This is a genomic window from Streptomyces sp. NBC_01775, assembly GCF_035917675.1.
GTDB lineage: Bacteria > Actinomycetota > Actinomycetes > Streptomycetales > Streptomycetaceae > Streptomyces.
Genome location: NZ_CP109104.1, coordinates 3,235,358 through 3,259,570 on the forward strand (window position 1 = coordinate 3,235,358; position 24,213 = coordinate 3,259,570).

A 24,213-nucleotide genomic window follows, 5' to 3' on the forward strand; every position below is an offset into this window, starting at 1 on the left:
GAAAGCCAAGGTGCGCACCTCGAAGATTCGCAGTTTATGAAGCGATGAAGCTGGGCCCGCATCGTAAGGCCCACCTAGGCAACTTACTCAAGCTTTACTCAGTTCCCGTTTCCGGGGTCGAAGGCTGCACGATATGGACATGAACAACCTCCCCTCTGATGGCACACCACTCGCCTCCGGCCCGCTGACCCGCGCGGTGCTGGAGATCGACGAGTACACCTCCGGGCTCGGCTGGGACCAGCCCGCACGACTCTTCGCCCTGGTGAACACCGCGCGACTGCGGGCCCAGGAACCGGGCCTCGCGGGGCAGCTGGGACTGACCGGCGACGAAGCACCGGACGGCGCGGGCGCCTCGTCCCTGACCCCCGTGGAGCAGGACGAGGTCCCGGCGGGCACGCCCTTGGACGAGTTCCTGGGGAGGATCGCGTGGCCGGGAACGGTCGACGGCTGTGCGATCACCGTGGAGCGGCTGATGCTGCCGCCGTCGGCCGAATCGGCCGTCCCCGATGACCTGGACGAGGGCCAGCTCGCCAAGTGGGTCGCCGAGCATCCGGAGCGCCGCGAGGTCCGGATGACCGTCGCCGTGCTGCGGAACGGCGAGCGCGAATCGGCGCTGCGGCTGCGCGAGAAGGACACCTCCACCGAGGTGCTGACGGGGGCCGACCTCGTACCTGGGCTCGCGGAGGCGCTGACGGCCACCTTCGAGGAGTAACCCCGGACGATCGCCGGGAGCGGCACCGGAGGCGGTGCCGCGCCTGGCAGCTCGTCGGGTCAGCCCGGCTTGCACTGGGTGAGCTGGCCCGTCTTGCCGCTGCGGATCTTCTTCAGCGAGTCCAGCGCGTTGTGTATCGAGCTGGTCTTCACCAGGGTCAGACCGTCGGGCTTGTCCTTGGCCGCCGAGGGACAGTTGCCCGCGGGGGTCAGGAAGAACTTCGCGCCCTTGGCCCGCGCGGCGACCGTCTTCATCTGGATGCCGCCGATCTCGCCGACCTTGCCCTTGTCGTCTATCGTGCCGGTCCCCGCGACGAACTTCCCGCCCGTCAGGTTGCCCAGAGTGAGCTTGTCGACGATGCCCAGGGCGAACATCAGTCCGGCGCTGGGGCCGCCGATGTCGGCGAGCTTGATATCGATCTCGAACGGGAAGGAGTGGCCGATCCCGGGCTGGATACCGACCACGGCCCGCCCGTCGTCCTTGGCCTTCTCCGTGGCGAGCGTGACCTTCTTGGCGTCCTTGGGAGAGGGCTTCTCGCCCTTCTTCTGGGAGGCGGCCACCTTCGCGGCGGGGACCACGGTGAAGGTCGTCTTCTGCCCGGGCTTGTGCTGCGTCACCACCTCGGCCACGCTCTCCGGCTTGCCCACCGGCTTGCCGTCCACCGCTGTGATGACGTCGCCCGCGTGCAGCCTCTTCTCGGACGGGCCGCCCTTGAGGACGGAGCTGACCAGCACATGGGAACTGACCGGAGTCCTCAGCTCCTTGAGGGCCGCGACCTTGGCGCTCTCCTGGGAGGCGCTGAACTCTTCCGCGTTCTCCTGATCGACCTGCTGGGCCGACTTGTTGTCCGGATAGAGCGTCGAATGCGGGACGACCACACCGTCGTGACGCAGCCAGCCGGATACCGCCTCGACGAGGTTCATCCGGTATTCCGAGCCGGTGACGCGGACCGTCGTCATGTTCAGGTGGCCGGAGGCGCCGTACTGCTTGGGCTCGCCCTTGTGGCCCGGCTCGTCCTTGATGTTCAGCACCGGATCGCCGTCGTGCTTGCCCAGCGTGTTCACCGTCGGGCCCGGTGACATCTCGGAATAGGGCACCTTGATGAGCACCCCGGCACAGAGCAGCGCTATGAGCAGCAGTGTGGATGCGAGCAGGGTCGCGGTGCGGCGAGGCATGGCACGACAGTACGGGACGGGTCTGTCAGTCGCCCGCCCGGGCCGCTTCCTCCGCGTCCGCGTGGACCCCCGCTCGGGCAGGGGTCAAAACTTCCTCGCCGGAGCGCTCCATGGCAGCACGGAAACGCTCGTACCCGGCGACGCCCGCGGCGTCCGGCGTGGTGGTGCGGCGGCGACCCGCCCAACTTCCCCACAGGCTCGCGACGACAACGGCGGCAACCGGAATCAGCAGCCAGGCAAGAGCCGCCATCGAGACCTCCCGACCCCTCGTACGCGCATCCCATCGATCCGGCTGGTAGACCGGCCGATGAGCAGATTAACCGTCTCAGGCTCAACGGTCGGCGCCAGGGCCCGGTTACGCAACCGGAATCAAGCCCACCGCTCTGCGCCGTCGCAATACGGCAATCGGGTCCCCCGTCGGCGGACTCTTACACTCCGGATGCCTGGTCTCCGGATGCCTGGTCTCTCCGGGCGCGCTGGATGCCCGGAGCCCTGGGCTCTCGGGCACTCCGCGCGGGTGGGCGTCCTCAGACGCCCACCCACTCCTCGGTGCCGTCGGAGAAGGTCTGGTGCTTCCAGATCGGGACCTGGTGCTTGAGGTCGTCGATCAGCTTGCGGCAGGCGTCGAACGCCTCGGCACGGTGCGGGCAGGACACGGCCACGACCACGGCCAGATCCCCCACTTCGAGGTCCCCGACGCGGTGCACCGCTGCCAAAGCCCGCACCGGATGGTCGGCGGCGACCTTCTCGGCCACCTTCCGCAGCTCCTGCCGCGCGCTGGGGTGCGAGGAGTACCCCAGACGGGCGACATCGGTGCCACCGTCGTGATCACGCACCGTGCCCACGAAGAGCGCCGTCCCGCCCGCCGCGTCGTCGCCGACAGCGGCGAAGACCTCATCCACGGAAAGCGGCGTCTCGCGGACGTCCAGCAGCCGGATGGGGTCCTGCGCGGCGCGCTCTCCCGGGTGGTCGGGGCGCCCTGCGGCGTCGTCCGTGTGTGACATGGCGGTCATGCTGCCCTACCTGCCCGGATTCCGGAACACTTCACAGACCGCGCCGCTTGCGCGCCCTGCGGACGAGGGCCGCCGTGCCCAGCAGCGCCACGGTCGCGCCCGCCGCCCCCGCCGCCGTCGCCGCTTCCGTGCGGCCCAGCCGCCGGCCGGCGACCGTGTGCCTGCCGGAGACCTCTTCCAGCAGTTCGGCGAGGACCTCCTCGTTCGTCCAGTGGGGACGCCATCCGGCGTCGTGCAGTCTGCTGCCGCTGACCACCCACGGGTACATCGTGTACGCGAGGTCGCCGGCGGGGGACGGGGTCAGGCCGAGGCGGTGCAGCCGGGAGGCGGCGCCCAGAGCGACGCTGGAGGGAAGCTCCATCCTCCGGATACCGCTCAGCTCCTCCACCTCCTCCTGCTCCAGCCAGCCGTCGCAGCCCACCGCCAGCTCCCCGTCGACCTTCTCCAGCGCGGCGTACTCCAGCGCCGTGACCAGGTCCTCCACATGGCAGAACTGCCAGCACGGGCGGGAGTCGGCGACCACCAGCAGGCGCGGTGACTCGAAGTAGCGGGTCAGTGCCGTGTCCGTGCCGGCACCCACGAGCACGGCGGGCCGCAGGACGGTGACGTTCAGCCCCGGGTGCGCCCTGGGCGCGCGGTGGGCCAGCCGCTCGATCTCCAGCAGGTCGCCGACGCCCGTCGCGTCCGCCGTCGCCCGCAGCTCGGCGTCCTCGGCCAGCGGTACATCGTTGTCCTGGAGCGCCCCGTAGACCATGGCCGAGGTGCACAGCACCACCCGCCGTACCCCGGCCGCAGCCGCGGCGGTCAGCACCGTCTGGGTGCCGCGCACGTTGTAGGCGGTGCGGGCCGCCGGATCGGTCTCCAGGTCGAGGTCGAGTGCGAGGTGCACCACGACGTCCACCGGGTCGCCGTCGCCGCGCAGCCGGTCGGCGATGGCCGGGTCGCGGACGTCCAGCGTGTGCCACTGGGCCTCGCTGATCTCGCCGCGGCGCTCGTCGAGAGCGATGACCTGCTTGATCTCCTCGGAGGCCGCGAGCCGCTCGGTGAGCAGCGCGCCGACGCCCGAGGCGGCGCCGGTGACGGCGACGGTGGGGGTTCGCGCTGCGCGAACGTGTGACTCGGAGGAACTCACCGGGCGTCTCCAGTGGTTGTTTCTGGTACGAGGTGCGCAGGCTCCATCCTGCCTGACTGGTGTCTAGGCTGGAGGCAGAGCCCGCAGATCGCCCCAGGACAATCCACATCGTCCAGGGACCGACCAGACCGTCCGACGAGACAGAGCCGAGGAAACCGTGAGTGACACCCCATTCGGATTCGGCGTACCTCCTGAGGAGCCCGAGGACGGGGACGACGGCAAGAACAAGCAGGGCGGCGAGCAGCCGAACCCCTTCGGTTTCGGCGGCGGAAAGGGCTCCGGCCCCGCCGACAACCCCCTGGCCGCGATGTTCGGGTCACTGGGCGGCGGACAGGGCCAGCTCGACCCGAGCGACCTGGGAGCCGCCTTCCAGAAGCTCGGCCAGATGCTCTCCTACGAGGGCGGCCCGGTGAACTGGGAGATGGCCAAGGACATCGCGCGGCAGACCGTCGCCGCGGGTGCACAGGACGGCTCCAAGGACGCCTCCGTCGGCCCGACCGAGCGGGCGGCCGTCGAGGAGGCCGTACGCTTGGCCGACCTGTGGCTGGACGGCGTGACATCGCTGCCCTCCGGCTCGGGAACGGCCGTGGCGTGGAGCCGCGCCGAGTGGGTCGAGGCGACGCTTCCGGTCTGGAAGGACCTGGTCGACCCGGTCGCCGAACGCGTGGGCGCCGCCATGGGCAGCGTCCTCCCCGAGGAGATGCAGGCCATGGCGGGCCCGCTGCTCGGGATGATGCGCTCCATGGGCGGCGCGATGTTCGGCACCCAGATCGGGCAGGCCGTGGGTGTGCTCGCCGGTGAGGTCGTGGGCTCGACCGACATCGGCCTGCCCCTGGGCCCCGCCGGCAAGGCCGCTCTGCTGCCGCGCAACATCGAGGCGCTGGGCACCGGCCTGGGCGTTCCCCTGGAGGAGGTACGGCTCTACCTCGCGCTCCGGGAGGCGGCACACCAGCGGCTCTTCGCACACGTCCCGTGGCTGCGCTCACACCTGTTCGGCGCCGTCGAAGGATACGCACGCGGCATCAAGGTCGACACGGCCAAGCTGGAAGACGTGGTCGGCCAGATCGACCCGCAGCACCCCGAAGAGCTCCAGGAAGCCCTTCAGCAGGGCATGTTCCAGCCCGAGGACACCCCCGAGCAGAAGGCCGCACTCGCCCGTCTGGAGACCGCGCTGGCCCTGGTCGAGGGCTGGGTGGACGCGGTCGTGCACGCGGCGGCAGAGCCGCATCTGCCCTCCGCCTCCGCGCTGCGCGAGACCCTGCGCCGCAGGCGCGCCTCCGGAGGCCCCGCCGAGCAGACCTTCGCGACACTGATCGGCCTGGAGCTGCGCCCCAGGCGGCTGCGCGACGCCGCCCGGCTGTGGGCCTCCCTGGCTGAAGCACGCGGCGCCGAGGGACGCGACGGGCTCTGGGAACACCCGGACATGCTGCCGACGGCAGCCGACCTGGACGACCCGGACGGCTTCGTGCACCGAGAGCAGCCGGACTTCTCCGAGCTGGACCGGATGCTGGGCGACGCGGCAGCCCAGAGCGGGGACGCGGCGTCGGAGCGCGGCGAGAAGAGCGGCTCCGAGGGCGGCTCCGAGGAGAGCTCCAAGGGCGGGGAGAGCGGCCCGAAGCTGGACAAGTCGCCTGACGACGAGACCGGCGACGAGGGCGAAGGCAAGAAGTGAACGCTCCTTCGAGCACGGGCCCGGAAGGGGAGCCGACCGGCCTCCGTGCGGATGCCGCGCGTGTGCTGGGCGCGTGGTCCGCTGCCGGGGACGACCCGGCACAGGAGCAGCTGAGGCAGGACTACTTGCGCCATATCGACGAGCATCCGGACGCCATGTGGAAGGCGTGCTCCCAGGGGCACGTCACCGCAAGCGCCCTGGTCGTCGACCCGGATGGCGAAAGGGTGCTGCTGACGCTCCACCGCAAGCTCGGCATGTGGCTCCAGATGGGCGGCCACTGCGAGCCGCAGGACGCCACGCTGGCCGGGGCGGCGCTCCGGGAGGCCACGGAGGAGTCCGGTATCGCCGGGCTGACGCTGCTGCCCGGCGGCCCGGTCAGACTGGACCGGCACCAGACTCCGTGTGCGTGGCATCTGGACGTCCAGTACGCGGCTCTGGCACCGCGAGGTGCCCTGGAGAGGATCAGCGACGAGTCCCTCGACCTGCGCTGGTTCGGATTTCCCGACGTGGCTGAGGTGGCCGACGAGTCGGTCGTGCGCCTTACGGAGCGGACTCGCGCGCTGGTGCTCTCTTAAAGGCCTCGAGACAGCACGGATGCGGCCGGCGGTGCTCTCCCAGGGCTCGGAGCGAGGGCCGCGGGCGGGTCCTGGGAGCGGAAGGAGCTCGGGGCCGGGTCGCGGGAAACGGAGGGGGCTGCGAGCGGGCGGGTCAGTCCTCGTCCGTGACCTGCGGAAGGTGGGACAAGTGCGGCAGTCGCTCGGCTGCGACGACCCCCTCCAGGAAGCCACGTGCGCGTTCGGTGCGCGGATACGCCTCCAGGAGCCGCCAGAAGCCGGGTCCGTGCCCCGGCACCAGGAGATGCGACAGCTCGTGCAGCAGCACATAGTCCACGACGTACTCGGGCATGCCCTGTAGCCGGTGGGACAGGCGAATGCTGCCCTCGGCGGGGGTGCATGAGCCCCAGCGCGTGTTCTGGTTGGTGACCCAGCGGACCGATGCGGGCCGCGCCTGCCCGTCGAGATACTGCTCGGACAGCTCCGCCGCGCGCCGCGCGAGATCGCTGTCGCGCAGCATCCGCTTGCTCTCCTGAGCCGCGAGCTTGTCGAGCATCACGCCGACCCAGCGGGCCTCCTCGTCAGCGGACATGCGCGCCGGAAGCAGGACAACGGTGCGGTCTCCTTCGCGATAGGCGGAGACCGTGCGGCGTCGGCGCGTGCTGCGGCGCACCTCGACCGCGCTCTGGCGAGTGCTGTTCAGCGGGTCGGCGGACACCCCCCGACGTTACCCGGTGCCGCCCGGGGAAGTCCCGCCTCCAGGCTGGTTCGAGGAGGAAAGGCGAGAAGAGCCTGGATGGGACGAGCATGAGGAAACCGGAGGCCCGGAACAGTCGGTGCGAGGACGGTCAGAGACCACAGGTGCGGGTTCTTGCTCAGGGCTCAGGGGTCTCGCGTGGGGTCGCGAGGATCTCATTTGAGGGGCCCGCAGGGTCTCGCTTGAGGGGCCGCAGGGTCTCGCTTGAGGCCGCATTTGTATGACTAATGCTGCTGGCTGTGGATAACTCACGACCGGGAACTGACCGGTCCCGGCATGCTGTTCAGCAGTGATCGAGGGCGGAGTCAGGGGGAAGCGTGCATCCGATGATCAAGCCCGCGCTGCGGCGCGGCTGGCGTGACCGGCAGACGGTGCAGTACGGCATGGCGCCCGCACACGCGGTGCTGCTGGGCCCGGTGAGCGATGCGACCGCCGCGTTCATGGAGCTGATGGACGGCACCCGCAGTCTGGATCGTCTGCGCGTGGAAGCCGACAGGCTCGGCCTCGCCCCGGAGATTCCGGACAAGCTGATCGAGCGGCTGGCGGGGGCCGGGGTGCTGGACGACGCGACCGCGAGCCGCGAGGCGGCGGTGAGCGTGGGAGACCGGCTGCGCCCGGACCTGGCCTCGCTGTCTGTGGTCCACCGCGAGCCGGGCGGTGGGGTGCGCAGGCTGGCGGCCCGGCGCGAGGCGCGGGTGCAGGTGCGCGGAGCGGGCCGCGTCGGGGCGGCCGTGGCCGCGACGCTCTCGGCAGCCGGGGTCGGCCAGGTGGACGTGGTCGACGGCGGCGCTGTGGAGCAGTGGGACACCGCGCCCGCGGGCATCCCGGCGGAGCGGGTGGGCACACGCAGGGATGTCGCGGCACGCGGCGTGGTGCGCTCCTCCCGCGCCTGGCAGAGCAGGTCACGCGGCGAGGTCGGCCTGGTGATCATCACACCTCGCGACGGGCTGGACGCCTACGCGCCGGATCCTGCCGCGGCCGAGTGCTTCATGACCGCGGGGACACCTCATCTGTACGGCGGGGTCGTGGAGGCCACGGGCGTGGTGGGTCCCCTGGTGCTCCCCGGCTCGTCACCGTGCTCGGACTGTCTGCTGCGCACTCGGGCGGAGCGGGAGCCGAGCTGGCCCATGCTGGTGGGCCAGTGGCGCACGGCGAGCAGACGGCGCGCGGGGGTGCCGGCCTGCGACACCGCGCTGGCGACGATGGTGGCGGGAGCGACCGCTTCGTACGCGCTGAGCTTTCTCGACGGGGACGGCGGCTGCGCTGTGGGCTACCGTCTGCGGTTCGCGCTGCCCCATCTGCTCCCTGACACCGAGCAGTTCCGTACCCACCCCGAGTGTCCGTGCGGTGCCGCTTCGGTGTGCGCCGCACCGGCGGTCTCCGAGAATCACCGAACGCACGCCACAATGACCGGGTAGTCGCCGTCCTCGGTGGTGTTCTCGGTTGAGCTGTCTGGGAGTTGGAGGGACGCATGTCTGATCTTCCCCGCAAGGCGGTGACGCGTACGGCCAAGCTGGCCGCCCTGCCGCTGGGCTTCGCTGGCCGCTCGGCCTGGGGGCTGGGCAAGCGCCTCGGCGGATATTCCGCGGATCTCGTCGGTCATGAGCTGCAACAGCGCACCGCCGAGCAGCTCTTCAAGGTGCTGGGCGAGCTGAAGGGCGGGGCCATGAAGTTCGGCCAGGCCCTCTCGGTCTTCGAGTCGGCGCTGCCCGATGAGCTGGCGGGCCCCTACCGGGCGACGCTCACCCGCCTCCAGGAGGCGGCGCCCCCCATGCCGACCCGTACGGTCCATGCGGTGCTGGAGGAGCGGCTGGGGCAGGAGTGGCGCGAGCTTTTCGAGGAGTTCGACGACAAGCCCGCCGCTGCCGCCTCCATAGGCCAGGTGCACCACGCCGTCTGGCACGACGGCCGCGAGGTGGCGGTAAAGGTGCAGTATCCGGGCGCGGGCGAGGCGCTGGTCTCCGACCTTGCCCAACTGGGCCGTTTCGCCCGGCTGCTGGGGCCGCTCATCCCGGGCATGGACATCAAACCGCTGATCGCCGAGCTGCACGACCGTGTGACCGAGGAGCTGGACTACGCGCTGGAGGCCGAGGCCCAGCGCGCCTACGCGGAGGAATACGCCGGGGACGAGGACGTGTTCGTGCCCGACGTGGTGCACCAGAGCGACGAGGTGCTGGTCACCGAGTGGATGGAGGGCACCCCGCTGTCTGCGGTGATAGCGGAGGGCAGCGAGGAGGAGCGGGATCGGGCCGGTGAGCTGCTGAGCCGCTTCCTCTTCTCCGGCACGGTGCGCACCGGACTGCTGCACGCCGATCCGCACCCGGGCAACTTCCGCCTGGTGACCGACGGCCATGAAGCCCCCGAGCGCTGGCGGCTGGGGGTGATCGACTTCGGCACCGTGGACCGGCTACCCGACGGCCTGCCGTCGACGATCGGCACCGTGCTGCGGATGACGCTGGACGGTGAGGCGGAGGAGGCCTATGAGCTGCTGCGCGAGGAAGGCTTCGTCAAGGAGCGGATAGAGCTGGATCCGGACGCGGTGCGCGACTACCTGTTGCCGATCATCGAGCCCGCATGCGCTGAGGAGTTCACCTTCAGCAGGGAGTGGATGCGCAAGCAGGCGGGACGAATAGCCGACCCCCGCTCCCCCGCCCACCAGTTGGGGCGCCAACTGAATCTGCCGCCCTCGTATCTGCTGATTCACCGCGTCACGTTGAGCACGATCGGGGTGCTGTGCCAGCTCGGGGCCACGGTACGGATGCGGGACGAGATGGAGACCTGGGTGCCCGGCTTCGCCCCTGCCGAGACGGAGGATGCAGAAGCCGAGGCCGAGGGCTGGGAGGAGCCCGACGAAGCGGCCTACGAGGAAAACTCCGCCTGACCCTTCACCCTTGCCCCCCGCACGCACGCGGCACCCGGCACCCGGCTGTGAAACGCGGGAGAGCCGGGGCGCGGGGCCCCGGCTCTCCGGTGTGGCGCGGTCACCTGGGACCGCGGCTGGGTTTTACGCCGTCGCTCGGCGCGTTGGGCTTCGTCACTGCATGACGGCCATCGCGAGCGCGCGCCTCGCGCGGCGCGTGGCGCGCTCGGCCCGGCGCTGGAGGCGCCGCGCGGTGATCACGTGCAGCGCCCTCCGTTCGGATTCGGCCTCATCCATGCGTTCTTGTATCTGTGCCCTGGCCAAGGATTCTGGCAAGAGTTGCATTTCGCGGGTCCTGTTCTGACGGACGATCGTCGCGTCCGAGTGAGTGCGTGCTGTGGTCTCGTGGATGGGTGCCATCGTCGGGTCCTGCTTCGTGAGGTGGCGCGTGCGGGGTTCCAGCGCCGACGGGTTGTCGATCGTTCCGGCCGCCGGTCGGCGGGCGAGCGATCCCTGGCGGTGGGAGCTCATGCCGTCACCGGGTTCTTGCGCGGACGCCCACGCGGACGCTTCCGCGGAACGACAACGCCCTGGACGAACAGCTCGCCGCCCCAGACGCCCCAGGGCTCGCGGCGGTCCTTGGCACCGGCGAGGCATGCCTCACGCAGCGGGCAGGTCTGACAGAGGGACTTCGCGTACTCGACGTCGGCCGGAGTCTCGGCGAAGAAGACCTCAGGGTCGTAGGACCGGCAGGGTACGTCGACACCGAGACGGTCGATGGCGTCGTCGAGCTCGGTGAGAGTGATCTGCGGGGCAGTCAAGGTGTCCTCCGTGGTGGCATCGGGCGGCAGAGAAGGCGCGGAGCGCAGCGTCTGGGAGTGCGTCTCGGTGTGCACTGTCGGTTCTTCCTCGTCTGTCGGTGTCTGTTGTCTTGTCGGTCCGGCTGGTGGCCGGTCGGGGGCAAACAGAAGGGCCGCGGATCCCGGTGTGGGTTCCGCGGCCCTGGAAGGTGCCGACCTGATCTGCCGATCAGGCTGGATCTCTCCAGGGTTCGAGCCCACGGAAGGCCCACTTCGTGTAGCGCTGCGTCTTCTGGCGTCCCTCGCCGGCACCGTTGGCCGCTGCACTGAAGGCAAAGGCCAGTGCCTGTGCCTGTTCTGCTGCTACCTCGGGTGCCTTGGTCGGTCGCTCATTGCCGCCGGGGACGACGCCGGACACACCGGTGCCGTGGAGGCGGGAGCCGAGCAGGCAGGCGCGAATGACCGAGTGATCGGTCATTTTGATCTTCGTCATGATTGCGTTCACTGGTCTTCGCCTCCTCTCGGCGTCTCAGGGACCGGCCGTGAGGCCAGTCCGTACATGTTCAGGACTAAGTACAGCATGGATAGGGCCGGAGCGAAAAGGCCCGCCCCTCTCCATGTCTGGAAGGCTATGAGGCCCCGGACGGCCCGCGCAAACTATTTTTCTGGGCTTTCTGTCACAGCTTCTGTGACAGAGGCGAATGAGCCCCGTGGTACTGACGGGTTCGGGGGAGCTAGGTGTCGTCCTGAGACGGTTCGTCCAGCTTCTCGCCCGCGCAGAGGGCGAGGACGTCCGCGCCGAATTGCTGGAGCTTGCGGCCCCTGACGCCGGAGATCCGGGAGAGCGCGGCCTCGTTGTCCGGCACGGTCTCGGCGATGGCGAGAAGGGTCTTGTCGGTGAAGACGCAGTAGTCCGGCTGTCCGACCAACTTGGCCTGTTCCGAGCGCCACTGGTGGAGGCGCTCGTAGAGGACCTCGTCCAGCTCCGAGGGGCAGTCCTCGCACCGCATCAGCTTCACCTCGCCGGGGGCGGTGAGCGAGCGCCCGCAGACCCTGCACCGGGCGGGGGCACGCGGTACCCGCGTACGGCCGGGCGCGCTGCCGCGCTCGATGCCGCCTCCGCCCGTCACGCTGCCGCTGCCGGCTCTTCCGTACGAGGCCGCGCCCGAGGAGCCGGGGCGCAGGCCCCTCAGAAAGCGGCTCGGCTGACGGTTCGGACGGCCGCCCGGGGAGCGGGCCAGCGCCCAGGAGAGCGTCAGGTAGCGGCGGGCCCGGGTGATGCCGACATACAGCAGCCTGCGCTCCTCCTCTATCTGCTCGTCGGTCTTGGCGTAGGTGATGGGCAGCATGCCGTCGGTGAGGCCCACCAGGAAGACGGCGTCCCACTCCAGGCCCTTGGCGGCGTGCAGGGAGGCGAGGGTGACGCCTTCGACCGTGGGGGCGTGCTGGGCCTTGGCCCGTTCGTCCAGCTCACCCACCAGGTCGGAGAGCGTCGCCCCGGGGTGGACCGCGGAGTAGTCCACCGCCAGCCGCACGAGCGCGGCCAGCGACTCCCAGCGGTCGCGGACGGCCCCGGAGCCGGCCGGGGCCTCGGGGCTCCAGCCCTTGGTACCCAGGACGGCGCGCACCTGGGAGGGGAGATCCACGGCGTCGTCGAGCATGGCGTCGTTGCCGCCGGCGCGGGCGGCGCCGCGCAGGGCCACCCCGGCCTCGCGCACCTCCGGGCGTTCGAAGAAGCGCTCGGCTCCGCGAAGCTGGAAGGGCACTCCGGCGTCGGCGAGGGCCTGTTCGTAGATCTCCGACTGGGCGTTGATACGGAAGAGGATCGCGATCTCACTGGCCGGTACGCCGGCACCGATGAGGTCGCGGACCCGCTTGGCCGCGCCTTCTGCCTCGGCGGGCTCGTCGCCGAACTCGGCGTAGACCGGTTCGGGACCGGCGGGACGCTGGGAGATCAGCTCCAGGCGGTGCTCTGCGGCACGGCCGCTGGCCTGGGCGAGCAAGCCGTTGGCGAGGTGAACCACCTGGGGGGTCGAACGGTAGTCGCGGACGAGCTTGACGACGGTCGCGGTGGGGTGTCGGGAGCGGAAGTCGAGGAGGTGGTCGGGGGTGGCCCCGGTGAAGGAGTAGATCGTCTGGCTGGCGTCCCCGACCACGCACAGGCTCTCGCGCTCGCCGACCCACAGCTCCAGGAGGCGCTGCTGGAGGGGGCTCACATCCTGGTACTCGTCCACCACGAAGTGCTGGTACTGGCCGCGCACGGTCTCGGCGATGTCGGGGCGGTCCTGGAGGACTCCGACGGTGAGCAGCAGGACGTCCTCGAAGTCGATCACCGAGCGCTCGCGCTTGAGCTGCTCGTAGAGGGCGTAGATCCGGCCGATCTCGGCGGGGTCTCGGGGCGATTGCCGGGCGGATTTGGCGGCGGCTGCCGGATAGTCCTCGGGCACGGTCTGGGTGACCTTGGACCACTCGATCTCGCCCGTCACATCACGCAGCTCGTTTCTGTCCAGCCTCAGACGGCAGCGGGTGGCGGCCTCCGCGACGAGCTGGGCCTTGCGCTCCACCAGGTGCGGCAGCGCTCCCCCGACGGCGCGCGGCCAGAAGAACTGGAGCTGGCGCAGCGCGGCCGAATGGAAGGTTCTGGCCTGGACGCCGGTGGCGCCCAGCTGGCGGAGCCTGCCGCGCATCTCTCCGGCGGCGCGGTTGGTGAAGGTGACGGCGAGCACGCCGGCCGGGGGCAGGATCCCGGCGCGGACTCCGTAGGCGATCCGGTGGGTGATCGCTCTCGTCTTGCCGGTGCCGGCGCCGGCGAGGACGCAGACCGGACCGTGCAGGGCCGTCGCCACCTCGCGCTGCTCGGGGTCGAGCCCTTCGAGCACCGCGTCCGGGGAGTCGGGGACCTGCGGGAAGAGAGTGGAGTCCGTTGCTGCTGTCACCCCGCCATGCTGCCAGGTCGCCCAAGAGGCCCGACTGGCTTGTCCACAGCCGGACCTGGTTTGTCGTACGAGTGCTCGTGGCGTCGGTGGTGTGTGCGAGGGGACGGGAATGGCCGGGCGCCGTGGGGCGTTGTTCCATCGCACTGACCGAGACGAAGGAGCACTGGACAGATGGCGGGCACTGTGACGATGTACAGCACCACCTGGTGCGGCTACTGCCGTCGGCTGAAGGGCCAGATGGACCGCGCGGGCATCGCGTACACCGAGGTCAACATCGAGCAGGACCCCGAGTCGGCGGACTTCGTGGAGAAGGCGAACGGCGGCAACCAGACGGTGCCGACCGTGCTGTTCCCCGACGGTTCGACGCTGACCAATCCCTCGCTGGCGCAGGTCAAGGAGAAGGTCGGAGCCTGACGGCCCGCCCGAGACCTGTCTCACGTACCGAGCGCGGCGCCCGGCCCTCCGAGAGAGGGATCCTCCGGGCGCCGCGCTCGGTACGTGGTGAGGCGGTGCTGCCGCTTCGGCGGCCTGGTGTCCGTCAGAGTCCGCGGCCGGGCTGCGGGAGCGGCCGGCCGTACCAGCGCTCCACCAGCCGGGCCGCGATGGAGATCCCCGCCGGAGGAAGCACCTCTCCGGCCTCGATCGCGGCCCGCAGGTCCTCGCGGGAGAACCAGCGCGCCTCTTCGATCTCGTCGCCGTCGACCTGGATCTCGGGCGAGGTGGCACGCGCCATGAAGCCCAGCATCAGGCTGGAGGGGAAGGGCCAGGGCTGGCTGGCGACATACTCCACGGTGCCGACCGAGACGCCCGCCTCCTCGGCGACCTCGCGGCGCACGGCGGCCTCGATGGACTCCCCCGGCTCGACGAAGCCCGCCAGCGTGGAGAAGCGGCCCTCGGGCCAGTGCACCTGGCGGCCCAGCAGGGCCCGGTCCTGCTCGTCGGCGACCAGCATGATCACCGCCGGGTCGGTGCGCGGGTAGTGCTCGGCGCCGCAGGCGGGGCAGCGGCGGATGTGCCCGGCCGCCGCGATGACGGTCCGCTCGCCGCAGCGGGAGCAGAAGCGGTGGGTGCGCTGCCAGTTCTCCAGGCCGATGGCGTGCACCATCAGCTCGCTGTCACGGTCCGACAGCAGGACCCCCGCCTCGCGCAGGCCGGCCGGGCGGGCGATCTCGTCCATCCTCCCGGGCAGGGAGTCCTTCTGGAGCGCGAAATAGCGCACGCCCTCCTCGTCGATGCCCAGGAAGTAGCGGTGGGCCTCGGTGAAGGGGGCGTCGAAGGACGGCATCATGACCAGTTCGGTCGTGCCGTCCTCGTTGTCCTCGATCAGTGCCTGGCCGCCCGAGACCACGAAGACGCGCGTGGTCGGGTGGCTCCACGCCGCCGCCAGCCATGCCTCGTCCAGCCGGTGGTGCGAGGCTCGGTCGATGCCTCCCGTGCTGGTCAGGCTGACGGGACGGTTGGCAGCGGTGTCGGCGGTGCGGTCGGTCGAGGTGGTCACTTCGGCTTCTACTCCCCCTGATGTAGGGCTTCCCTGTCGGCGTCGGCCGGGTCAGGGGACGGGTGGCGGGATGTGGATCGTGGCGGGCGGATGAGGGGGGCCTGCGGGTTCAGCCCGCGTTCCAGTGTGCCGCGAGGTCGCCCCACAGGTAGGCGGCTGTTTCGACGCCTTTGAGCAGGAGATCGAGTTCCACCTTCTCGTTGGGCGCGTGCCATCCGTCCGAGGGGACGGAGATGCCGAGGAAGAGCACCGGGACGTCGAGAACGTCCTGGAGGTCGGCCGCCGGGCCCGAGCCGCCCTCTCTCGTGAACCGCACCGGAGTACCGAAGGCGCGTCCCATGGCCCGGGTGACCGACTGGAGTGCCGGATGGCCGAGCGGGGTGAGACAGGGGCGGGTGGCACCCCAGAAAGTGATCTCGTGCCGGATGCCCGCGGGAAGCCGTTCGGCGACCCATGCGCGAACGGTCTGCTGGATCTTTTCGGCGTCCTGGCCCGCGACCGTGCGGAAGGACAGCTTCAGCTGAGCACCGGCGGGCACGATGGTCTTGCCGCCGGGGCCCTGGTAGCCGCCGCTGATGCCGTTCACTTCGGCCGTCGGGCGGGCCCATACGCGCTCCAGCACGGTGTAGCCCCCCTCGCCGAGTGCGGCGTGCGAGTGGGCCGTGCGCAGCCAGGCGGCCTCGTCGAAGGGCAGCTCGGCGAAAAGGGCGCGCTCCTCGTCCGTCAGCTCGACGACGCCGTCGTAGAAGCCGGGCAGCGCCACCTTGCGGTCCTCGTCGTGCAGCGCGGCGGCGAGCCGGGAGGCCTCGGTCGCCGGATTGGGCACGGCGCCGCCGAAGGAGCCGGAGTGCACGTCCTGGTCGGGTCCGTACAGGTCGATCTGGCAGTCGGTGAGCCCGCGCATGCCGGTGCACACGGTCGGCGTCTCGCGGTCCCACATGCCGGTGTCGGAGACGATGGCCGCGTCGCAGGCGAGGCGGTGCGCGTGCTCGCCGATCAGTGCGGGGAAGTGCGGGGAGCCGGACTCCTCCTCGCCCTCGATCAGCAGCTTGAGGTTGACGGCGGGGGTGGTGCGGCCGGTGGCGGCGAGGTGTGCGCGCACGCCCAGGGTGTGGAAGAAGACCTGTCCCTTGTCGTCCGCGGCGCCTCGCGCGTAGAGGCATCCGTCCCGCTCGACGGGCTCGAACGGCTCGCTGTGCCAGCCGTCTTCGAGCTCGGCGGGCTGGACGTCGTGGTGGCCGTAGACCAGCACGGTGGGGGCTCCGGGGTCATCGGAGGGCCACTCGGCGAAGACGGCGGGTGCTCCGTCCGTCTCCCAGATCTCGGCGACGGGGAAGCCGGTCTCACGGAGCTTGCCGACGAGCCATTCGGCGCTGCGCCGCACGTCGTCCCCGTGCCCCGGGTCGGCGGAGACGGAGGGGATGCGCAGCCATGCGGCCAGGTCGGAAAGGAAGGCGGAACGGTGGTTCTGGATGAAGGTCCGGACGACATTGTCCGGAGGAGCCGGGGTGGTGCTCATACCTGTGAGCCTATCGGGCGGGACGCTTTCGGCCTTCATCCGGATGGCCGTCCGGCGGCTCGTCCGGATGGCCGTCCAGAAGCAGCCGCTCCAGGGCGGCACGGCCGGGGAGATGGTCGGGCCGCACCACATCGCCGCTGCGTACGTACAGGAAGGCCGCCCCGACGCGGGAGAGCGGCACTCCCGCCTGCTCGGCCCAGGCCAGCCGGTAGACGGCGAGCTGGAGGGGGTCGGCGTCCTGGCCACGGCCGGTCTTCCAGTCGACGATGTCGAACGTCACACCGCCATCCGGCGCGCTGTCGCGGTAGACAGCGTCGATACGGCCCCTGATGACGCGTCCGGCGAGGGTGAGCTGGAAGGGCGCCTCGACACGATGGGGAGTCCGGTGGGCGTACGGGGTGCGCTCGAACGCCTCCTTGAGGGCTGCCAGGTCGCGTTCGTCGGCGATGCGGGGCGGTTCGCTGCCGTCGGGGCCCTCGCCGTCCGTCCCCGGCAGCTCATCTGGGCCGAGCATGGGCAACGTCAGCTCTTCGAAGCGGGATTCCACCCAGGCGTGGAACCGGGTGCCCCTGCGGGCCGCCGGCTGGGGCGGGCGCGGCATGGGGCGGGCCAGCTCGCGGGCGAAGCCCTCGGGGTCGGCGGCCACGCGCAGCAGCTGGGAGGCGCTCAGCGCCCTGGGAAGCGGCACCTCGCGCACCGCCGCACGAGAGCGCCGCAGCTCGCCGGTGAGGGCTTCCAGGTCACGGTCCCAGGCATCGGCGAGGCGGGCCTCCTCGGGGGTCAGCCCGTCAGGGTCCGCAGCGTCCGACCCGTCCAGAGGTCCCTCCACAGGCCTGTCCGGATGCCCCTCCGCAGGCCCGGTCGGATGCCCGGCCGGATGCCCGGCCGGATGCCCGGCCAAAGGTGAAGTTCCGTCGAGGTGGGTCAGCACCCGCTCGGCGGCGGCGCGGCGCATCGCGAGGGCGTCTTCATCCAGCGGGAGGGGCCAGACGCGGTCTTGTGACGCGTCATCCAGTGCGGGATTTTCCGCGTCCTCCCCGGGAGCCGGCTCCCAGTGCTCGACCTCGCCGTGTGCCGGGTCGGCCTCACAGTGGACGCGGAGGGCCTCCAGGAAGGCGGAGGGCCCGCGCGGACGCTTCTGGGACGGCCCCCACCAGTGGCCGGAGCCGAGCAGCAGGCCGCGCGGGCGGGTGAAGGTCACATAGCCCAGGCGCAGTTCCTCGGTCGACTGGTGTGCGCGCAGCGCGTTCTCGTGCTCCTTGATGCCCTTGGCGCTCCATTCGGGCTCCCCGGGGAGGGTTTCCGCGTCGCCGCGCAGCGCGTACGGGAGCACCTTGGGCTGGGTCAGCCAGGAGTCGCGCGCCTGCTCGCTGGGGAACTGCTTGGCGGCCAGCCCGGGAACGGCGACCACGTCCCACTCCAGCCCCTTGGACTTGTGCGCGGTCAGCACCTTGACCGTGTTCTCGCCCCCCGGCAGCGAGCTGTCCAGGCCCTTCTCGTACTGCACCGCGGTGCGCAGGAAGCCGAGGAAGGCCAGCAGCGTGGCCTCACCGTCCAGGGAGGCGAAGCCCGCGGCGATGTCCAGGAACTGGCCGAGCGTCTCGCGGCGCCGGGCCGCCACCGCGTGCGGGGAAGCGGCCAGCTCGACCTCTAGGCCGGTCACGGCCAGCACACGGTGCAGTACGTCCATGAGCGGGTCGGACAGTGAGCGGCGCAGATCGCGGATCTCGGCGGCGAGCCGCGCGAAGCGCACCCTGGCCTCGGCCGAGAAGGGCAGCTCGTCCTCGTAGCCCTCGGCTTCCAGGAAGGTGTCCAGCGCGTCGGCGAGCGAGCGCACTTCGGCCGGGTCGGCGCCCTCGACGGCCGCGGCGAGCCGCTGGTCGGGGTCGTCGTCCTGCCGCCCGCGCTGGTGCTGTACGAGCAGCGCAGCGCGCCGCCCGAGCAGGGCCAGGTCACGGTGGCCGATGCGCCAGCGCGGTCCGGTCAGCAGCCGGATGAGGGACGCGTTGGCCGTGGGGTCCTGGAGGACTTCGCAGACGGCCACGAGGTCGGCGACCTCGGGCAGGTGCAGCAGCCCGGACAGCCCGACGACCTCGACGGGCACATCCCGTTCCACGAGCGCGCCCTGGATCTCGGCGAAGTCGCCCGCGCCCCGGCACAGGACGGCGATCTCGCCGGGCGGGGTGCCGGTCCGTACGAGATGGGCGAGGGAGTCGGCCAGCCAGGCGATCTCCTCGCGCTGGGTCTCCAGCAGCGCGACTCTGACCCGCCCCTCGCGCTCGGCGCCAGGTGCGGGCCGCAGCGCCTCGACGCCCTCGTGGCGCTCGCGGAGCGGGGCGGCGAGGCCGTTGGCCAGGTCGAGCAGCCTGCCGCCGCTGCGGCGGTTCTCGCTGAGGGACTGGCGCCGGGCCGGGGTGCCGTCGGCGTACGGGAAGTGGCGCGGGAAGTCGTCGAGGTTGGCGACGGAGGCGCCGCGCCAGCCGTAGATGGCCTGGCAGGGGTCGCCGACAGCGGTGACGGCGTGGCCCGTGCCCTCGCCGAAGAGCCCGGCGAGCATGACGCGCTGGGCCACGGAGGTGTCCTGGTACTCGTCCAGCAGCACGACCGAGAACTGTTCGCGCAGGGCGCGGCCGACCTCGGGTATCCGGCCGAGCTTCGCGGCGAGCGCGATCTGGTCGCCGAAATCGATGCGCTCGTGTGCGCGCTTGCGTGAGCGATAGTCCTCGACCAGGCCGAGCAGCTCGTCCCGGGCGAGCGCGGCCTTGGGCGCCTTGCGCAGCTTGTCGTTGGTGAGGCGTACGCCCTCCAGCCCTTCGAGCAGCCCGGCGTTGTGCGCGCGGAGCCTGTCGGGGCGTACGAGGTGTTCCGACAGCTCGGCGTCCAGTGCCAGGAGGTCCTCGACCAGTGCGGTCACGGACTTGGTGAGGGCTTCGAAGGGGCCGGTGGCGGCCCGCAGCACGTTCGCCGCGAGCTGGAAGCGGGTGGCGTCGGCCAGCAGCCGCACCGTGGGCTCGATGCCGAGCCGCAGCCCGTGATCGGTCAGCAGCCGCCCGGCGAAAGCGTGGTAGGTGGAGATCTGGGGCTCGCCGGGTGCGTGGTCGGGGTCGGCCGGATCGGGGTCGGTGACCCCGGCGCGCACCAGCGCCTTGCGGACGCGCTCGGCCAGCTCTCCCGCCGCCTTGTTGGTGAACGTCAGCCCGAGGACCCGCTCGGGCGCGACCTGTCCCGTGCCGACGAGCCAGACCACCCGCGCGGCCATGACGGTGGTCTTGCCGGACCCCGCACCGGCCACGATCACCTGCGGGGCAGGCGGCGCGGTGATGCAGGCCGTCTGCTCCGGGGTGAACGGGATACCGAGCAGCTCTTTGAGCTGTCCGGGGTCGCTGAGCTGTGCTGGCACCCCAGAGACGCTAGCGGTCGTGGCTGACAGATGGCCCCGGGGTCGGACAAAGCGGCTGCTGAGGGCGGCTGGCGGAGGTGGCGCGGGCACGCGGCTCGCTGCCGCGTGCGTGCGTGCGTGCGTGCGACAGCGGTCACGGCGGCCGGTGGCTCTACTCCACTATCTGGCGGCCCTCCGGGAGCGCGGAGCAGGCGGAGCGGAAGGCGCAGTGCTGGCAGTGCTGGCCTGGGCTGGGGGTGAAGCGCTCGTCCAGGACCCGGCCGGCGGCGGTGGCCAGCAGTTCGCCCACCCAGTCCGCGCCCTTCTCCCGGGCGGAGCCCTCGCCGTCCGATCCGGCCGCACCGGATGCCGGACTTTCCGGACCCGCACCGGATACCGGCTCTTCAGGACTCCCACCGGATACCGGACTTTCCGGACCCGCACCGGATGCCGTGTCATCCGGTGCGGCGGCCGGCGGCTCCTGTCGCTGGACCACGGGAAGCGTGTCTCCGCCGTCGCGCTTGGCGGCGCCCAGCCTCAGGTGCACCAGCTCCGCGCCCCCCGGCTCGGGACGGCTGCCGTCGAACAAGGAGTCGGCCGCGCCTTCACGCACGGCGAGCTGGTAGACGGCGAGCTGAGGGTGACGTTCCACCTCGGGGCCCGTGGGGCGGGCGCGGCCCGTCTTGAAGTCGACAACGTAGGCCCGTCCCTGCCCGTCGCGCTCGACGCGGTCCATGCTTCCCCTGACGCGGACGGTGTGCTCGCCCGCCTGAAGGGTCACCTCGAAGCCGTGTTCGCTGCCTGCCGACTCCCGCCCCTCGCCGTGCTCCATGACGTGCCAGCGCAAGAAGCGCTCCAGCGCCGCCCGCGCGCTCTCCTTCTCCTGACTGGACTTCCACGGGGCGTCGAAAGCCAGCCCGTCCCAGACCGCGTCCAGGCGCTCCATGAGCACCGACAGGTCGGCGGGTGTGCTGCCGGAGGCGACCTCGTCGGCCAGTACGTGCACCACGTTGCCGAAGCCCTGCGCCGCCGTCGCGGGCTCCTCGGCCTTGACCTCCCGGCCGAGGAACCACTGCAACGAGCAGGTCCGAGCGAGCTGTTCCAGCGCGCTCCCGGAGAGCGCGACCGGCTGGTCCCTGTCGCGGAGCGGCACCTCGGAGCGGGTGGGCTCGGCCAGCCCCCACCAGCGCTGCGGGTGTGCGGAGGGCACCAGCGGATGCCCTTCCTCATCCCGCTCGCCCGCGAGCCTGGCCAGCCGGCGGGCCGCCGCCTCCCGCAGCGCGGGCGAGGCTTGCGGGTCGACGGTGGTGGCGCGCAGCTCGGCGACCAGCGCGGGCACGGACAGCGGGCGACGTGGGCGGCTGCCGACCGGCTTGGGCTCGACCCCCAGCTCCGTCAGGAAGCGGGAAGGCTGGTCCCCGTCCTCGGCCTGAGCCCGTACGGCCGTCACCACCAGGCGCTCCTTGGCGCGGGTGGCGGCGACGTAGAACAGCCGGCGCTCCTCGGCCAGCAGCGCGCCAGGAGAGAGCGGTTCCGCGATGCCGTCGCGGCCGATGCGGTCGGCCTCCAGGAGCGAGCCGCGCCGCCGCAGGTCCGGCCACAGCCCCTCCTGGACCCCGGCGACGACCACCAGCCGCCACTCCAGGCCCTTGGAGCGGTGGGCGGTCATCAGCCGCACGGCATCCGGTCGCACGGCGCGGGCCGCGAGGGTGTCGGCCGCGATGTCCTGGGCCTCCAGCTCTTCCAGGAAGTTGAGGGTGCCCCGGCCGCCACTGCGCTCCTCCGCACGGGCGGCGGCGGCGAACAGGGAGCAGACGGCGTCCAGGTCGCGGTCCGCGTTGCGGCCGGCCGGGCCGCCCCTGCGCGCGGCCCGCTCCAGCCGCTGGGGCCAGGAGGTGCCCTCCCAGAGGGCCCACAGGGCCTCCTCTGCCGTGCCGCCGCCGGCGAGCAGCTCACGGGTCTTGCGCAGCAGCAGACCGAGCCGCTGGGCGCCCTGAAGATGGGTGCTCCCGCCGGATGGAGCGAACGAGCCGGGCGAGCCCGGGGCCGGGCCGGGCGAGCCCGGGGCCGGGGTGTGGGCGACCAGGCGTTCGGGCTCGGCCAGCGCCTCGGCGAGCAGGATGTCCGAAGGGCGCGGCACCTTCGCACCCGCAGCCCGCTCCTCCTCGCGCAGGGCCCGCCCCAGACGGCGCAGATCGGCCGCGTCCATGCCGCCGAGGGGAGAGGTGAGCAAGGTGAGCGCGGTCTCCGTGCTGAGGAGGGCGGACGGGTCGCCTTCCGGGGCGCTCCGGGCCGTCTCCGCATCCTCCGCATGCTCCTCCGTACGATCCTCCGGAGGAGCCCCGCCCCCCGCGATGCTGTCGCCGTCCGGGACCCGCCCTTCGTCCGGACCAACCGGACCCGGGCGGCCTTCCAGCTCCTCCCCGGACTCGGCGCCTCCCAGGGACCGCCCGTCCGGATGCCCCTCCGCGAGCGCTCCCCGCGCGGCCACCCGGAGTGCGGTGAGCAGCGGGGAGACGGCGGGCTCGTGGCGCAGGGGCACGTCGTCGCCGTCCACGTCCACCGGGACACCCGCCGCCGTGAGGACCCGTCGTACGACCGGCAGGGAGCGCCCTCCCGCGCGCACGAGGACGGCCATCTCGCTCCAGGGAACGCCGTCTTCGAGGTGGGCCCGGCGCAGGATGTCGGCGACGTTGTCCAGCTCGGCACCGGCCGTCGGATACGTGAAGGCTTCCACCCGGCCGCCTGGCCGCACGGGGGTGAGCGCGCGGTGGGCGCGTACGGCGGCGGCCGGGAGGCGGGTGAGCGGCATCCGGGCGGTGAGTTCCCGGGTGGCCGTCAGCAGCCGTTCGCGCGAGCGCCTGTTGACCCGCAGCACGTGGACGGGTGCGGGGGCGCCGCTCGCCTGCCGGAAGCTGTCGGGGAAGCCGAGGATGCCGTTCACATCCGCGCCACGGAAGGCGTAGATCGACTGGTCGGGGTCGCCGAAGGCCACCAGGGTGCGGGCGCCTCCCCGGGCGAGGGCGCGCAGCAGCCGCACCTGGGAGGGGTCGGTGTCCTGGTATTCGTCCACGTAGACGGCGTCGTAGGCGTTGGCCAGGCGGGCGGCGACGTCCTCGCGCTCGGCGAGCAGCACGGCCCGGTGGACGAGTTCGGCGTAGTCGAGCACCCCTTGGACGTCCAGCACGTCCAGGTACTCGGCGAGGAAGCCCGCCGCCGCGCTCCAGTCCTGCCGCCCGGCGCGCCGGGCGAAGGCGTCCAGGGCCTCGGGGCCCAGGCCCAGCTCCCTGCTCCGAGCGAGCACCGCCCGGACCTCGTCGGCGAAGCCCCTGGTCGTCAGGCAGGCACGCAGCTCATCGGGCCAGCGCACCGAGGTGCGCCCCCGCTGCTCCATCGCGAGCTGGCCCTCCAGCAGCTCGCGGATGTGGAGGTCTTGTTCCGGCCCTGTCAGCAGACGTACGGGCTCGGCGAACAGATCGGCGTCCTGGTGCGCCCGCACCAGCGCGTAGCAGTACGAGTGGAAGGTCGTCGCCTGCGGGGCGCCGGGCCGGGGGGCGGTGTGGCCGGGGCGCTCTTCGGATATGCCTTCTGAGGTGTTCCCGGCTGCCTCCCCCCACATCTCACCGGACGCTTCCGCGCCCGGGGCCTTACCGGATGCTTCAGCATGTGACGCCTCACCGGATGCTTCAGTGCTGGTCCGGTGCGGCAGCCTCGCCCCCGCAGCCCCGTCCGGCGGCGTCTCCAGGGAGAGCCGGGCGGCCATCCGGTCGCGCAGTTCCACGGCGGCCTTGCGGCTGAAGGTGAGCACCAGGATGCGTTCGGGGTCGGTACCCTCACGCACCCGTGCGGCGACGGACTCGACAAGCGTGCTCGTCTTGCCGGTGCCGGGCCCGGCGAGGACCAGAAGGGGCCCTCCCGCGTGGTCAACCACAGCGCGCTGGGCTGCGTCAGAGGCAGGGAGATCGACCGGGCCCCCGAGAGCGCGCACCAGCCGGTACGCACCGGGCTCGCGGGACCGGGGCCGCGCGTCGGCAGATAGGGAGGGGCTCACGTGGATCGCCTAGGGGAGGGTCTGTGCGGGATGGTGCAGACGCTACGCCTGCGGGCACGCGAGTCGCAGCGCATCGCTCCTGTACTCCGTACGGACTGTTCAGTGCATGGGGCCGTTCCGCATGACGGAAGCTGGGGACTGTGAGCTGCCGCAGC

General features: G+C 71.7%; 19 protein-coding genes. 6 read left to right on the top strand and 13 right to left on the bottom strand.

What is annotated here, in order from left to right:
* Positions 1-139: 139 nt before the first annotated feature.
* Positions 140-712, top strand: a complete 573-nt coding sequence (locus OHB04_RS14415; protein WP_326688078.1) for a PPA1309 family protein — start codon at positions 140-142, stop codon at positions 710-712.
* A 59-nt stretch (positions 713-771) separates the two neighbouring features.
* Here OHB04_RS14415 and OHB04_RS14420 read toward each other — a convergent pair whose 3' ends face one another.
* The 4 genes from OHB04_RS14420 to OHB04_RS14435 form a co-directional block, all read right to left on the bottom strand.
* Positions 772-1,887, bottom strand: coding sequence for a YlbL family protein (locus OHB04_RS14420; protein ID WP_326807561.1), 1,116 nt, complete (start codon positions 1,885-1,887; stop codon positions 772-774).
* 25 nt (positions 1,888-1,912) lie between these two features.
* Positions 1,913-2,137, bottom strand: a complete 225-nt coding sequence (locus OHB04_RS14425) for a hypothetical protein (RefSeq protein ID WP_326688080.1) — start codon at positions 2,135-2,137, stop codon at positions 1,913-1,915.
* A gap of 277 nt (positions 2,138-2,414) precedes the next feature.
* Positions 2,415-2,891 carry a molybdenum cofactor biosynthesis protein MoaE gene (locus OHB04_RS14430; protein WP_326688081.1) on the bottom strand — a complete coding sequence of 159 codons (477 nt, stop codon included), beginning with the start codon at positions 2,889-2,891 and terminating at the stop codon, positions 2,415-2,417.
* A 40-nt stretch (positions 2,892-2,931) separates the two neighbouring features.
* On the bottom strand, positions 2,932-4,032 hold the full coding sequence (locus OHB04_RS14435) for an SDR family oxidoreductase (RefSeq protein WP_326688082.1): 1,101 nt from the start codon (positions 4,030-4,032) through the stop codon (positions 2,932-2,934).
* A gap of 157 nt (positions 4,033-4,189) precedes the next feature.
* Between OHB04_RS14435 and OHB04_RS14440 the strand changes: the two genes are divergently transcribed.
* Positions 4,190-5,704 carry a zinc-dependent metalloprotease gene (locus tag OHB04_RS14440; protein WP_326807562.1) on the top strand — a complete coding sequence of 505 codons (1,515 nt, stop codon included), beginning with the start codon at positions 4,190-4,192 and terminating at the stop codon, positions 5,702-5,704.
* Positions 5,701-6,279, top strand: a complete 579-nt coding sequence (locus tag OHB04_RS14445; RefSeq protein WP_326688084.1) for an NUDIX hydrolase — start codon at positions 5,701-5,703, stop codon at positions 6,277-6,279. Before OHB04_RS14440 ends, OHB04_RS14445 begins: the two co-directional genes overlap by 4 nt.
* A gap of 133 nt (positions 6,280-6,412) precedes the next feature.
* Here OHB04_RS14445 and OHB04_RS14450 read toward each other — a convergent pair whose 3' ends face one another.
* Entirely contained in the window at positions 6,413-6,976 is a 564-nt protein-coding gene (locus tag OHB04_RS14450; RefSeq protein WP_326688085.1) for a M48 metallopeptidase family protein, read from the bottom strand.
* A 365-nt stretch (positions 6,977-7,341) separates the two neighbouring features.
* Here OHB04_RS14450 and OHB04_RS14455 point away from each other — a divergent pair, with 365 nt between their 5' ends.
* Together OHB04_RS14455 and OHB04_RS14460 are read left to right on the top strand one after the other, a co-directional pair.
* A complete protein-coding gene (locus OHB04_RS14455; RefSeq protein WP_326688086.1) occupies positions 7,342-8,433 on the top strand; it encodes a ThiF family adenylyltransferase in 1,092 nt (363 codons plus the stop codon).
* Between the two features lie 53 nt (positions 8,434-8,486).
* Entirely contained in the window at positions 8,487-9,896 is a 1,410-nt protein-coding gene (locus tag OHB04_RS14460) for an ABC1 kinase family protein (protein WP_326688087.1), read from the top strand.
* A 153-nt stretch (positions 9,897-10,049) separates the two neighbouring features.
* On the opposite strand, the gene OHB04_RS14465 is transcribed toward OHB04_RS14460, so the two are convergent.
* The 4 genes from OHB04_RS14465 to OHB04_RS14480 all read right to left on the bottom strand — a co-directional run bounded on the left by OHB04_RS14465 (position 10,050) and on the right by OHB04_RS14480 (position 13,722).
* Positions 10,050-10,406, bottom strand: coding sequence for a hypothetical protein (locus tag OHB04_RS14465; RefSeq protein ID WP_326807563.1), 357 nt, complete (start codon positions 10,404-10,406; stop codon positions 10,050-10,052).
* Positions 10,403-10,771, bottom strand: coding sequence for a WhiB family transcriptional regulator (locus OHB04_RS14470; protein ID WP_326807564.1), 369 nt, complete (start codon positions 10,769-10,771; stop codon positions 10,403-10,405). The genes OHB04_RS14465 and OHB04_RS14470 overlap by 4 nt, the downstream gene beginning before the upstream one ends.
* A 133-nt stretch (positions 10,772-10,904) precedes the next feature.
* The gene (locus tag OHB04_RS14475; RefSeq protein ID WP_326688090.1) at positions 10,905-11,180 is read right to left on the bottom strand and encodes a hypothetical protein; all 276 of its coding nucleotides are present in this window, start codon (positions 11,178-11,180) and stop codon (positions 10,905-10,907) included.
* Between the two features lie 229 nt (positions 11,181-11,409).
* The gene (locus OHB04_RS14480) at positions 11,410-13,722 is read right to left on the bottom strand and encodes an ATP-dependent DNA helicase UvrD2 (protein WP_442815090.1); all 2,313 of its coding nucleotides are present in this window, start codon (positions 13,720-13,722) and stop codon (positions 11,410-11,412) included.
* Positions 13,723-13,782: 60 nt separating this feature from the next.
* Between OHB04_RS14480 and OHB04_RS14485 the strand changes: the two genes are divergently transcribed.
* A complete protein-coding gene (locus tag OHB04_RS14485) occupies positions 13,783-14,025 on the top strand; it encodes a mycoredoxin (protein ID WP_326688092.1) in 243 nt (80 codons plus the stop codon).
* A 124-nt stretch (positions 14,026-14,149) separates the two neighbouring features.
* On the opposite strand, the gene nudC is transcribed toward OHB04_RS14485, so the two are convergent.
* The 4 genes from nudC to OHB04_RS14505 form a co-directional block, all read right to left on the bottom strand.
* Positions 14,150-15,109, bottom strand: a complete 960-nt coding sequence (nudC, locus tag OHB04_RS14490; protein WP_326807566.1) for an NAD(+) diphosphatase — start codon at positions 15,107-15,109, stop codon at positions 14,150-14,152.
* 109 nt (positions 15,110-15,218) lie between these two features.
* On the bottom strand, positions 15,219-16,628 hold the full coding sequence (locus OHB04_RS14495; RefSeq protein ID WP_326807567.1) for a dipeptidase: 1,410 nt from the start codon (positions 16,626-16,628) through the stop codon (positions 15,219-15,221).
* Between the two features lie 10 nt (positions 16,629-16,638).
* The gene (locus OHB04_RS14500; protein WP_326807568.1) at positions 16,639-20,028 is read right to left on the bottom strand and encodes an ATP-dependent DNA helicase; all 3,390 of its coding nucleotides are present in this window, start codon (positions 20,026-20,028) and stop codon (positions 16,639-16,641) included.
* A 151-nt stretch (positions 20,029-20,179) separates the two neighbouring features.
* Positions 20,180-23,938: an ATP-dependent helicase gene (locus tag OHB04_RS14505; protein WP_442814845.1), complete on the bottom strand. Its 3,759-nt coding sequence runs from the start codon at positions 23,936-23,938 to the stop codon at positions 20,180-20,182.
* Positions 23,939-24,213: the final 275 nt, after the last annotated feature.